The organism is Pontimicrobium sp. MEBiC01747 (assembly GCF_053601635.1).
In genome coordinates, this window is the sequence record NZ_JBSHNS010000537.1 from 1 (window position 1) to 13,175 (window position 13,175).

General features: G+C 33.6%; 9 protein-coding genes and 1 tRNA gene. All 10 read right to left on the reverse strand.

Annotation, left to right across the window (positions count from 1 at the left end; all coding sequences use genetic code 11):
- Nucleotides 1–2,458: heavy metal translocating P-type ATPase (locus ACVC2P_RS17420; protein ID WP_452599724.1), on the reverse strand; the 2,458-nt coding region annotated here is incomplete at its 3' end.
- A complete protein-coding gene (locus ACVC2P_RS17425) occupies nucleotides 2,458–3,696 on the reverse strand; it encodes a TolC family protein (RefSeq protein ID WP_452599725.1) in 1,239 nt (412 codons plus the stop codon). The genes ACVC2P_RS17420 and ACVC2P_RS17425, both read right to left, overlap by 1 nt.
- Complete coding sequence (locus ACVC2P_RS17430) at nucleotides 3,693–7,400, reverse strand: efflux RND transporter permease subunit (RefSeq protein WP_452599726.1); 3,708 nt, start codon at nucleotides 7,398–7,400, stop codon at nucleotides 3,693–3,695. The genes ACVC2P_RS17425 and ACVC2P_RS17430 overlap by 4 nt, the downstream gene beginning before the upstream one ends.
- Before the next feature lie 108 nt (nucleotides 7,401–7,508).
- Nucleotides 7,509–7,922, reverse strand: a complete 414-nt coding sequence (locus ACVC2P_RS17435; protein WP_452599727.1) for an HYC_CC_PP family protein — start codon at nucleotides 7,920–7,922, stop codon at nucleotides 7,509–7,511.
- Nucleotides 7,923–8,394: 472 nt separating this feature from the next.
- Nucleotides 8,395–9,099: a DUF2490 domain-containing protein gene (locus ACVC2P_RS17440; protein WP_452599728.1), complete on the reverse strand. Its 705-nt coding sequence runs from the start codon at nucleotides 9,097–9,099 to the stop codon at nucleotides 8,395–8,397.
- A 2-nt stretch (nucleotides 9,100–9,101) separates the two neighbouring features.
- The gene (locus ACVC2P_RS17445; protein WP_452599729.1) at nucleotides 9,102–9,743 is read right to left on the reverse strand and encodes a class I SAM-dependent methyltransferase; all 642 of its coding nucleotides are present in this window, start codon (nucleotides 9,741–9,743) and stop codon (nucleotides 9,102–9,104) included.
- Between the two features lie 103 nt (nucleotides 9,744–9,846).
- A complete protein-coding gene (locus tag ACVC2P_RS17450; protein ID WP_452599730.1) occupies nucleotides 9,847–11,229 on the reverse strand; it encodes an MFS transporter in 1,383 nt (460 codons plus the stop codon).
- A gap of 4 nt (nucleotides 11,230–11,233) precedes the next feature.
- Nucleotides 11,234–11,728, reverse strand: a complete 495-nt coding sequence (locus ACVC2P_RS17455; protein WP_452599731.1) for a DUF2938 family protein — start codon at nucleotides 11,726–11,728, stop codon at nucleotides 11,234–11,236.
- An 86-nt stretch (nucleotides 11,729–11,814) separates the two neighbouring features.
- Nucleotides 11,815–12,678 carry an AraC family transcriptional regulator gene (locus tag ACVC2P_RS17460; protein ID WP_452599732.1) on the reverse strand — a complete coding sequence of 288 codons (864 nt, stop codon included), beginning with the start codon at nucleotides 12,676–12,678 and terminating at the stop codon, nucleotides 11,815–11,817.
- A gap of 416 nt (nucleotides 12,679–13,094) precedes the next feature.
- Nucleotides 13,095–13,169, reverse strand: a tRNA-Pro gene (locus tag ACVC2P_RS17465).
- Between the last annotated feature and the right edge of the window lie 6 nt (nucleotides 13,170–13,175).

Consider the following 13,175-nt stretch of genomic DNA (forward strand, 5'->3'; position numbering starts at 1 on the left):
AAACAGAACTAAAACTCATAGCTAATGCCGCTATCATAGGTGATAATAAAACTCCAAAGAATGGGAATAATACACCTGCTGCAATGGGCACTCCTAAGGTGTTGTAAATGAGCGCAAAAAATAAGTTCTGTTTAATATTCTTCATTACGGCATCACTTAAGTTTCTTGCTTTTACAATACCATGTAAATCGCCTTTTACCAAGGTTATCATGGCACTTTCAATAGCGACATCTGTTCCTGTTCCCATAGCAATGCCGACATCGCTTTTAGCCAATGCTGGCGCATCGTTAATACCATCGCCAGCCATAGCAACCACTTTTCCGTTTTCTTGTAGCTTTTCTACAACTTGTAGTTTATCTTCAGGTAGCATACTCGCTTTAAAATCTGCCAGATTTAGTTCGGAAGCTACTGCTTGTGCTGTATCGTGATTATCGCCTGTAAGCATGATAACACTTATACCTTTATCTTGAAGTGCTTTAATAGCTTTGGCACTAGTTTCTTTTATTTTATCGCCAATAACCACATAACCAATAACACTAGTATCTATTGCTAAATAAGACACCGTTTTACCTTGCTTTTGGTAGGTTCTAGCTTCTTCCTTCATTTTAGATGTTATGTCTGCTTTAACATATTCCATCATTTTAGGGTTTCCTAATCCTATTTTCTTACCATCTATTGTAGCTTCAACACCTTTTCCAGTAACTGCACTAAAATCTTTAGACTGTAAAACTTCTACATTCTGTGCTTTTCCATATTTAACAGTAGCTTCTGCCAGAGGATGCTCGCTATTACTATTTAATGAAACGATGTACTGCAACACTTTCTCTTTACTAAAACCATCATTAAAAGTTCCTACGGTTTCTACAGTTGGTTTACCTTCGGTTATAGTCCCTGTTTTATCTACAATAAGTGTGTTTATCTTATCCATTTTTTCAAGGGCTTCGGCATTTTTAATTAATACTCCGTTTTGCGCACCTTTACCCACGCCAACCATTACAGACATTGGTGTTGCCAACCCTAATGCACACGGGCATGCAATGATTAAAACGGCAATGGCATTGACCAGCGCATACACGTAAGCGGGTTCTGGTCCCCAAATAGACCATACAATAAAGGTGGCTACAGATATGATAACTACCACTGGTACAAAATATCCCGAAACTTTATCTGCTAATTTCTGAATAGGTGCACGGCTTCTACTAGCATCATTGACCATGTGAATAATTTGAGACAGTAAGGTGTCGCTTCCTACTTTCTCTGCTTTCATTAAAAAGGATTGATTTCCGTTGATGGTTCCGCTACTTACTTTATCATCTTTAGTTTTATTTACTGGAATTGGCTCTCCAGTAATCATGGATTCGTCGATGCTTGTATTACCTTCGGTTATTACACCATCTACAGGAATTTTATCGCCTGGTTTTACTTTAAGGATATCGTTAAGTTTTATCTCGTCTATACTAACTTCAATCTCTTTACCATCTACAATTTTCTGTGCTTTATTTGGTGCTAATTTTAATAATTCTTTTACTGCAGAATTTGTTTTACTATGGGCACGAGCTTCTAATAATTGCCCTAAAAGCACTAATGTTAATATTACTGTTGCTGCTTCAAAATAGACATGTACGGCTCCCGATTGGGTTTTAAATTGATTTGGAAATATCTCTGGAAATACCATTCCAAAAACACTAAATAGCCACGCTACTCCTGCTCCAACACCAATAAGTGTAAACATATTAAGGTTCCATGTTTTAATACTTTTATAAGCCCGTTCAAAGAACATCCAAGTGGCATAAAAAACCACAGGAATGGATAGTACAAACTGTACCCAATTCCAGTATTTCTGCTCCATTATATTGTATAACGGGTTATTATTGAGCATTTCGCTCATTGCTATTAAAAAGATTGGTAAGGTGAATACTGAAGCTATCCAAAACTTTTTTACTAATTTTTTATAGGTCTTTTCTTCTGCTGAAAGGTCGGGTTGCAGGGGCACTAAATCCATCCCACAAATAGGGCACGCCCCTGCTTCGTCTTTAACAATTTCTGGATGCATTGGGCATGTCCATTGCGCCTTTGAGATTACCGATAAGTTTTGCTCTTCTACCAAATCCATTCCACAAACTGGGCAATCGCCAGGTTTGTTATAGGTTTTATCGCCTTCGCAGTGCATAGGGCAATAAAATGTACCTGTTCCTATTCCTTTAGGTTGTTTTTTCTTTTTATCTTCAGAATGTTGATGATGCTCTCCTTGTTTATGGATACTGTATCTATCTCCATCATTTTTTAACGCTTTCTGAAATGTTTTTATGGGTATATGCGATTCCATTTCAATAGTAGCTTCTGCCTTTTCTAAACTAACTATAGCTTTTGTAACACCTTCTACTTTAGAGAGCGTTTCTTCTACGTGACTACGGCAACCATTGCAAGTCATTCCGTGTATATGATAGGTGTGTTTCATTATTGTTGGGTTAAATAATTAATTATCGTGGTTTCTATATAATAGGTCTTTACCGATTTAATTTGGTTTATTTGAAACTTCAATTGCAGTTCTTGAATATCCAATACATCGTTAAAATTAATAGTTCCTGTTTCATAACTTTTAACTAAAATTTGCTCTGCATCTTTGGCTTGCTTTAAGTTTCTGGTTTGTGTTGCATGGCATATTCTTGCAGCAATGCGTTCATTAATAGCTTTATCTAATAGTGTCTCTAGAGTATTTATACGTTCTTGTTTTTGGTAATGAATTTCTTGTTGTTTCAACTTATTTTGCTTGGTAATGGATTTATATTTTTTGTTAAAAATTGGTATGGATACCGAAACCATTGGCATTACAATATCTTTTCCGTTATCTAAAAACTTCATATTAGGTCTTTCGGAAACATTGATGTAATCTAATCCAAAACCAATCATTGGGCTACTCTCTTTTTGGTTTAACAGTTCTGATTGTTCTATGGATTGGTAGAGTTTATCAAATTTCAACAACTCTGGATGTAATGCTAAATTTTCAGTAGCGATTTCAAAGTCTTCTGAAGGTATCATTAAACGATCTACTACAGTAACTGCAATATCATTTTCCCTGTTTAAAAAATTATTAAGATGAGTTTGTTCTGCTAAATACTGTTGCTTTAAAACGTCTTTTAGTTGCTGTATTTCATTTTGACGCATTTGCAATCGTAATACATCTACTGCTGATGCTTTACCGACTTCTACAGAGGTTAACGCCATAGTTTCATACGTTTTTAACAGCTCGATGTTTTCTCCTAATACTTTTTGTTTTGCTTTGTTAGCATATAGTTTATAATAGGATTGAGATACCGAAGCCATTAATTTTCGTTTGGCAATAACAATGTCTTCATATTTTGCATCTGCTAACGAGCTCACATAATTTTTACGTGATGTTATTGTACCAAACCATGGTAACATTTGTTTGGCAGATACTTTAAAACGTTGTGCTCCCGTTCTCGTTTCTGGTTCGCTTATAAAATACCCGACACCAAATTCGGTATTTGGAAGTGTGTTAACTTCTTCTACTTTTTCTGAAACTCTTTTATATTGTAGTTCAAATTTTTGAATTTCAGGATTGTTCATTAATGCTTCATCAATTAGGGTTTGCAATTGTTGTGCATTTCCTTTAAGAAAAAAGAAACAAAGGCCTAGAGTCAAGACTAATTTTATATTCAATTTTAAATATTTCATTTTGTTCTTTTTTTAAGTTGAATTTCTGCTTTCCAGCTATATAAAACAGGGACTACAAATAGGGTAATTAAAGCGATAAGCATTCCGCCAAAACTTGGTATGGCCATAGGTATCATAATATCGCTTCCTCGACCTGTAGATGTCAACACTGGCAGTAATGCCAATATGGTAGTTGCTGTTGTCATTAGGCAGGGTCTAATTCGTTTTTCTCCTGCTTCAACAACCGATGCTTTCACTTCTTTTATGTTTTGTGGTGTGTTTTTGTTAAACGTTTGTGTTAAATAGGTTGCCATTACAACACCATCATCCGTTGCAATACCAAAAAGAGCAATGAAACCAACCCAAACGGCTACACTTAAGTTAATAGGGTGCATTTGGAACAAGTCTCGAAGGTTTTCGCCAAAGAAATTAATGTTTAAAAACCAGTCTTGACCATACAACCAAATCATGATAAAACCTCCTGAAAATGCCACAGCTATACCTGTAAACACCATTAAAGATGTGCCCACCGAACGAAATTGAAAATACAGGATTAAAAAGATAATAGCCAATGCTAAAGGTACGACAACAGATAAGGTTTTTTCTGCCCTCAGTTGATTTTCGTACGTTCCTGTAAATTGGTAGTTAATACCTTTTGGTACAGTCAATTCGCCAGAATCTATTTTATTTTGAATGAGTTTCTGTGCATTTTCAACGACGTTAACTTCTGCAAAGCCATCTAATTTATCAAACAATACATAGCCTACTAAAAAAGTGTCTTCACTTTTAATAACTTGCGGGCCTTGCTCGTAACGAATGGTTGCCAATTCACTTAAAGGCACAGGGCTTCCTTTTTCTACGGGTACATAAATCTGTTTTAAATCGGTTGGGTTTGCTCTTAATTCTCTTGGGTAACGTACACGAACGCCGTAACGTTCTCGTCCTTCAACGGTTTGAGTTAACACCATTCCACCAACAGCAACTTTTAAAACGCTTTGCACATCATCAATAGATATACCATAGCGTGCTATTTTCTCTCTATCTATATCAATTAACAGATAGGGTTTACCAACAATTCGGTCTGCAAAAACAGCTTCTTTTTTAACACCTTCTGCTTGCTTGATGATAGTTTCTAATTGCACTCCAAAGGCTTCAATTTGTTTTAAGTCTTGTCCTTTTACTTTAATTCCCATTGGTGCACGCATTCCTGTTTGAAGCATTACCAATCGGGTTTCTATAGGTTGTAGCTTGGGTGCAGAAGTAACGCCAGGTAGTTTTGTTACTTTCACGATTTCTTTCCAGATATCGTCTGGAGATTGTATTTTGGGTCGCCAATTACGATAGAATTCTCCGTTGTTATCTTCTATTAATTGAGATTTTTCTATTGTTGTTAATACAGTATTTTCAGTAGTATTAGGGTTTGCAACAGTACTTCCATCTTTCAACTCAAATAATCCTTCATCATTTACTTTGTAACGTTGGCGTTCTCCTTTTTTATTCAGCATATATTCTGGCTTGTACTGAATGATGTTTTCATACATTGATAATGGTGCGGGGTCTAATGCCGACTCTGTACGCCCAGCTTTACCAACTACGGTTTTAATTTCTGGGATACTAGCAACCGCCATATCTAACTGTTGTAGTACACGTTTATTTTCTTCTACTCCAGCATGCGGCATAGAAGTTGGCATTAATAAAAATGAGCCTTCGTTTAACGATGGCATAAATTCCTTGCCTGTATTTTTCATAATGAAAAACCCAACTATAACTATGGTTGTTGGTATGGATAGGAATAATAACTTGTTATTTAAACACCATCTTAAAATACGTGTGTAGAATTTGATGAATAATGAGAAAATTCCTAGCAAACCAAAGCAAACAATTCCTACAAAAATGAGGTTCCAAAAGATGCTTTTATCTACACCTAATGGTCTCCAATATTCAGCTAAAAGGACAACTATAGCTGATGCTGAAATAATAATATTAATAAGGTTTGTTTGTTTCTGTGTTATTCTTTTTTGAAGATTAAAAAGTGCCGTAACCCCAAAGGCTATTAATATTAATCCTAACCAGTAACTGTAAGCTATAGCAACAATCCCTAATACTATTAAAACACTATTTAAAACATACTTAAACTGTGATTTAATACTTTTCTTTCTGAATAGATAGGCAGCAAATGGCGGAATTAAAAATAATGCTACGATTATTGATGCTGTTAATGCAAAGGTTTTTGTATAGGCTAATGGCCTAAACAATTTACCTTCTGCACCAATCATTGTAAATACAGGAATGAAACTGATAATTGTTGTCATAACGGCAGTAACTATGGCACCAGATACTTCGGCTGTAGCGTTGTAAACTATTGTATTAATGGATAGTGTTCCATCATCTTCATCTAAATGCCTAATGATGTTTTCTGATAGTATAACACCGACATCTACCATAGTACCAATAGCAATAGCAATACCTGATAATGCAACAATATTAGCATCGACTCCAAAGAGTTTCATAGCGATAAATACCATTAAAACAGCAACAGGTAATAGTCCAGAAATTAATATTGAAGCGCGAAGGTTAAAGACCATAATGATAATAACCAAAATGGTAATTAGTATTTCTAAAGTCAAGGCTTCATTAAGTGTGCCTAATGTTTCTTGAATGAGTTCGGTTCTATCGTAAAAAGGAACTATAGTTACTTGCGAGGTGCTTCCGTTCGCCAATACTTTTGAGGGTAACCCTGCACTTAATTCGTTAATTTTAGCTTTAACATTGTTAATTACTTCCATTGGGTTTGCACCATAACGAGCCACTACAACTCCACCAACTACTTCTGCGCCTTCTTTGTCTAAAACACCTCTTCTGGTTGCTGGCCCCAAAGACACTTTACCAATGTCTTTTATTTTTATTGCTGCAAAATCTTTGGAAGTAACGACTGCATTTTCAAGATCTGCAATAGATTTTACATACCCCAATCCACGCACTAAATATTCGGCTTGGTTAATTTCTAATGTTTGCGCACCTATATCTTTATTGCTTTCTTTTACTGCTTTTACAACATGGTGCAATCCAATATTATATTGACGCATTAATTCTGGATTTACATCGACTTGATACTCCTGAACATATCCTCCAATTGAAGCGACTTCCGACACACCACTTGCTGAGGATAATGCGTATTTAACGTAATAATCTTGAATGCTTCGCAGTTCGTGTAAATCCCAGCCACCTGTAACCTTGCCTTTTTCGTCACGACCTTCTAGTGTGTACCAAAATATTTGCCCTAAGCCTGTAGCATCTGGCCCCAGTGCAGGGTTAACGCCTTCGGGTAATAAACTGCTGGGTAAAGAATTGAGTTTTTCTAAAATACGGCTTCTACTCCAATAGAATTCTACATCTTCTTTAAAAATAATATAGATGCTTGAAAAGCCGAACATAGAGGAACTTCGAATAGTTTTTACTCCCGGAATACCCAAAAGTGATGTGGTTAATGGGTAGGTAATTTGGTCTTCTATGTCTTGTGGTGAACGACCATCCCACTTGGTAAATACTATTTGCTGATTTTCGCCAATATCGGGTATAGCATCTACAGCGACTGGGTTACTTGGTAAAAAGCCTGTCTCCCAATTAAAAGGTGCATTGACTGTTCCCCACCCTATAAAAAGGGCTAGTAATAGTACTGCAACAAGTTTGTTTTCTATTAAAAATTTGATGCTTTTATTTAGCATTGATTCTGATAATTAAATAATTAGACATTGATGTTAAGAAAACACCGAATACGAGGAAATATCCTAATGGAAATAATCCACTGGATAGAAAAGTCTATTATTTAAAAATCAGATTAAATACGTTTCGTCAATCTTGTAGAGTTGTTTAACGACGAGTGGTGGTTTGTATGCTTCATAAAAACTAACGTTTTTATCTAAGCCTTCAAAAAGGCTACTATATGTGTAAACAAAGGAAGCGATAAAAACTTGCTGCTCGAATGAAATTTTGTCTATTTGCAATTGTAGCTCATCTTGTCCGCTAATAACTAATTGCTCATCATTACAACAGTTTTTCTTGGTTATAGAACATCCTTCGGTTGAAGGCTTTTGCATATCCATACCACAGCCTTTGGCTTTATGAAACAATGCCGTTTCTACTAAAGTGTCTCCACAATAATGCATATCCAGAGTAAATGACATTGTAGAAAATAATACTACAAAAGCCATTAACAAGGACATTATTTTATGGAATACTTGTTTCATATAGAATACAAAAGTATAAATTTAAATTCAAATGAAATCAATTTTAACTTTGCTTTAAAGAAAACAATCTATTGTAAGCTTAACAATTTGTATAAAAAGATGTTGTATTGCATTTTATGTTTTATCTAGAAAGTTGTGTTTAGTTTCAATTGTTTTTGGGTTGGTAATTATTGTTATTATAAGAAAGAAATAATTAATAAAACTAATTGTTTAAAATTAAATTCTCTTTCACCCAAAATAATTTCTATAGAATATATTATAAAAGTAGCAAAAACATAAGGTAATCTAGCTCTTTCTACATCATCCTATTTGTATAGTTGTATTGATAAAATATAGATTCCAAACTAACTAAATGTATAGCCAAGTCCCATTAAAATAGAAGTGACTATTTTCGCTATTGAATATCTAATTTCACATTTATTTTTAGAAATAAATTTAATTAAATCTATTTTTAACCTGTCTGTTATTGTAATCATTTTATTTTTTTTATGAAGTCTAACTTGTGAAACAGTCCTACCATTAATGTATGGTCGTTTTCTATTCTAGTCTCATTTATAATAATATATTGATTCATATAGCCCAAGCTTAATGTAAAGGCACTATTAACAGGGATATCAAAACCACCATAAATTCTATTTTGGCTAAAATTGTTCCCTTTGGCATATTTATCAATATCTAAAAACACTTGATTAGAGAGCGAAAAACCTACTAATGTTTTTCCTTCTTTAGAACGCAAAACTGGAGTTTTTGCTGCAAGTATAAGTCGCAATCTATGCCTTGTTTTATCTTTCATAATACGTTGTTCTAGCAGCATCCCGTAATTAACCGAAACTTTTTTAATTTTATTTTTTATAGTAAAATACTCATAGATTCTATGTTCGGTTCTTTTCTCTGGAACAGGATGTGCACCATAGGGGAATAATACTATCCACTCGTAACCAGCACCAAAACTTAGATTTTTTAAATAGTTGTAGCTTGCTCCAAGTTTAAATTTCGATTGTTGCCACTCTTTAATAAAATCATGTCTACTCCAAGAATATAGTGTTTCAATATTAATTTTTTTGGTCAATCGATATTTTCCTGAATAATACCACCATGAATTAAATTGGTCAGCTTTTTGAGCTTTAGCGTTAAAAACAGTAAAGATAAAAAGGCATATAATTAGTACACTTCTCATTTTTAGTGCGATACTTTTTTACCTACAAATCTGATGACGCTCCCTGTTCCTTTATGAAATTCTCCTTCATTTAAGATTACTTCTTTTTCTTCTAATACCTGTATTTTAAATCCTTTGAAATCTGCTTGTATTTTTTCTAAAGAGAATAGCATATTTATATCACTAGGACCTCCAACTTTAGGGTTTGCTTCTTTATATGCTAAATGTTTTTTGCTGTAAGCTTCAAAAATTATCGTTCCATTTTCCTTTAGAAGTTGAATTAGCTTTTTATGAATAGTTGAAATTTTCCATGATGAAAAATGCGCGTAGATTAAAGCAATAGCATCAAAAGACTCATTTAACAATTCAACTTTTTCTATATCACCTACAACATAATTAATATTTACATTTTGTTCTGATGCTAGTTGTAATGCTTTTTTTTGCCCTTCTTTACTTAAATCTATAGCTGTCACTTTCCATCCTAACTTTGCAGCGAATACGCCATTACGACCTTCTCCATCTGCCGGCAATAATATTGTTCCTGGCTTTAATTGTTGTATCTGCTCTTTAAAGAACATATTGGGTGCTTTGCCATAAGCAAAATTGGAATCTTGATATCTTTCATTCCAAAATTCTTTATATTTTAATTCACCTTGTTTTTCCATAATTGTATTCGATTTATTATCGATGTAAAATTATTACCATACTGAAGTTATTTGCTAGGACAAATTTGAAGTAGTATTGGACAAATGCTAAATTATGAACAGCCTAAATAGCTTTTTTCCGTATAACCAACGAAATAATTACAGCTATGGTTATCAAAATTCCAGCAGCGATAAATGTTATATTCATTCCTCTTGAAATATCTTGTGCTTGAGCTAGATTAAAATTGCTTGTACCTACTGCATACGCAAATAATGCACCCATAACAGATGCACCTGTAATAAGGCCTAAATTACGTGATAAGTTAAGCACCCCAGAGATAACACCACGTTGATCTTTTTTGGCTCCAACCATAACAGACGTATTATTAGCTGCTTGAAAAAGTTGATATCCTGGTGTTAAAATTGCGAGTGCAATTATATAGCCAACAACACCGTATAGATTGGGTAAAATTGATAATGCAAAAGCACCAAGCGTCATAACCAACAAGCCCATAATTACAATTACTGTTGAACCAAAACGGTCTACAATACGACCAGAGGGAATTCCTGTAAGAGCAGAAACTATTGGCCCAATAGACATAACCAACCCAACATAAGTTTCATTAAGGCCTAATGCTAATGATAGGTAAAATGATCCAACAACTAATGTTGCCATCATTACAGTAGATACAAAAGAATTTATAATTAAACTAGCTCTTAAATTTCTGTTTCTAAATGCAGACAATGGTATTAATGGGGATTTTACTTTAGCTTGGCTATAAACAAATATGCTTACACCAACAGCAGTGAGTAAAAGCAATAGAGCATTTATCCAATTAAAGTTTCCCTTACCAATAGTCATTGCCAATGTATAAGAAACTAGAGTTATTGTTAATAAGAATATTCCTATCCAATCTATTTTTTTACTTTCAAGTTTAACTTTCGCTTTAGTTATTGGCAGGTACTTATACATTAAAAATATATTTAAAATGCCTAATGGAATCACAAACAAAAAAATAGCTCTCCATCCAAAACTTTCTATTAATACTCCTCCTAGTGTTGGGCCCAACGCTGTGCCTATTGCAGACATTGTACCCAATACGCCCATAGCGCTACCTGTTTTTTTATTTGAAACCGCTTCACGAACAAAAGCCAACGAGAGCGCTATTAAAATAGCAGCTCCTAATCCTTGAAAGGTGCGTGCTAAAATTAACACCCATAATTTAGAGGCTATACCACATATAAGGGATGCAAAAGTGTATATAGTAACGCCAATCATTAACATACGCCGCAAACCAAAAATGTCCCCCAACCTTCCTAAACTAACAATAGTTACTGTAATAATTAAAAGATATGAAATGACAACCCATTGTATAGATTGAAATGTTGTTGAAAAAACCGCTGTCAAGGTTGGCAATGCAATATTGGCAATACTAACTCCTAAAGAAGCCATGAGCGTAGAAAGTGCAAGACTCGTTAACACCCATTTATTTAAATCTGATTTCATTTTTTTATTGATTAAAATATTTAATTCGTTGCAAAGCTTTCGTTGTTAAATACAAGCCAATGGCATAAATGAGATGAATTATAAAAACCTTTAGAAGGTATTGCGAAGCATTTGGTATTTTTGAAAATGCAATTCCGAAACCAAATAGTGGTTGAATTATAAAAATAGGCGGTAAAAGCGAAATTAAACCAACAATAATTGCGCGCAATAATGTAGGGTTAGAGAACCATTTATAACCGTACACTAGTGGTAATAAAAAAGCAAATATTACACCAATACTATAGTGCCCAATTAAACCAAAAAACATTTCGTTTTCTACACTTGGCGTTTGTATAATAGTATTATGTAAAAATTGCCCTTTTGATGTATAAACGAGCCATCTACCTAAAAACAACACCCCTCTAGATTTCATTTCGAAAAAGCTTGCAATGAGTTTCCAAAAATCAATACAAAGCGTTGCTCCTAAACCCACCAAAATAGTTTTATAAACGATTTTCATTTAATATACTTATGCTAAAAATTACACTGCAAAAGTAATTTTGATAAGTATTTAAGTATTAGGATAAAAATGAAGTAGAATAGGACTTATTTTAGTTTTTGTCTAAATACCTCTGGAGAATAACCGGTATGTTTTTTAAAAAATCTAATAAAATAAGATACATCCTCGTACCCTAAATAATAGGCTATTTCATTTACTTGATTAGATGTTGCCAGAAGGTAGCGTTTAGATTCTAATATAATTTGTTCGTTTATAAGTTCTGATGCTGTTTTGCCTAATGTTTGTTTTGTTATAGAATTTAGTTGGTAGTTGGACAAATTCAACATATTGGCATATTGAGACACTTGCTTTTCACTAGTAATATTTGTTTCTAACAATTGTAAAAACTCTTCAAGACGCTCCTGAACATACAAATCTTTATTAGCAGAACCTTTGGTATTTGTATTTCTTAATCTCATCAATTCTATAAAAAGAATTTGAAGGTTAGATTTTATAACTTCCTTATACTCCTCACTTTTACTTTTATATTCATTAGATATTGACATTAATAACATATCCAATCTTAAAAAGCCCTCCTCTTTTAATTGATAAAAGTTTTTTGTGCTTGCTTTTTGTAATAAAACGTTAGGCTTTTTTTCAATTGGAGAATAAAATTCAGAATTAAATTGAATCATATAACCTATGCTATCACTTCTTAACTCTAATTGATGTACTTGACCTGGACGAACAATGAACACTGAATAATCTGAAAGCTCATAGTTAACAAAATCTATTTCGTGATTACCTAAGCCTTTTTTTACAATTAAAATAAAATAGAAGTCGTGTCTATGAAGCTCATGAAACATATCTTTCCCATTTAGTAAATCTTGAAGAGTTCTAATCGTAAAATTCCCCAGTAAATTTGGTTCTTTTTGAATAACATTTATATGTCTTACTGGGATGATTTCCATGTAGGCTAAATTGAACTAAATTAATTTTAAACACTTCAAATTTAAATAAAAAAGACGAGTTTTAGTTTGCCCACTTTAAGCTAAAGGTCTTTTATCTAGCTTCAATTTAATGCTATTTACATTATCAATTACTTTTCTTTTTAGTCTAATATTTATACGTTTACTATTGGCTTTAGTACACACATAAACAATTGAGTAACTATTAATAGCTTGTATAGTATTCATCTATAAATATAAACTGAGTTTTTTTATAATTAGTATCTTTTAATTGAGTATTTATTCAAGACGAAAATTAAATCACCTTATTCTATTTAAGTATCTTAACCACCAATTCCATTCTCACGATAGTCTAAAAAACTAAAACCCTGTAAATCTTACGATTTACAGGGTTTTAGTTTTGTTGGTATTCATTTTAGTCGGGGTGGCAGGATTCGAACCTGCGACCTCCGCGTCCCAAACGCGGCGCGATAACCGGGCTACGCTACACCCCGAGTAGG

What these genes read in the sequence shown, in the direction of transcription:
- ACVC2P_RS17425 (WP_452599725.1), bottom strand. Translation starts at nt 3,696, where the DNA reads ATGAAATATTTAAAATTGAATATAAAATTAGTCTTGACTCTAGGCCTT.
- ACVC2P_RS17430 (WP_452599726.1), bottom strand. Translation starts at nt 7,400, where the DNA reads ATGCTAAATAAAAGCATCAAATTTTTAATAGAAAACAAACTTGTTGCA.
- ACVC2P_RS17435 (WP_452599727.1), bottom strand. Translation starts at nt 7,922, where the DNA reads ATGAAACAAGTATTCCATAAAATAATGTCCTTGTTAATGGCTTTTGTA.
- ACVC2P_RS17440 (WP_452599728.1), bottom strand. Translation starts at nt 9,099, where the DNA reads ATGAGAAGTGTACTAATTATATGCCTTTTTATCTTTACTGTTTTTAAC.
- ACVC2P_RS17445 (WP_452599729.1), bottom strand. Translation starts at nt 9,743, where the DNA reads ATGGAAAAACAAGGTGAATTAAAATATAAAGAATTTTGGAATGAAAGA.
- ACVC2P_RS17450 (WP_452599730.1), bottom strand. Translation starts at nt 11,229, where the DNA reads ATGAAATCAGATTTAAATAAATGGGTGTTAACGAGTCTTGCACTTTCT.
- ACVC2P_RS17455 (WP_452599731.1), bottom strand. Translation starts at nt 11,728, where the DNA reads ATGAAAATCGTTTATAAAACTATTTTGGTGGGTTTAGGAGCAACGCTT.
- ACVC2P_RS17460 (WP_452599732.1), bottom strand. Translation starts at nt 12,678, where the DNA reads ATGGAAATCATCCCAGTAAGACATATAAATGTTATTCAAAAAGAACCA.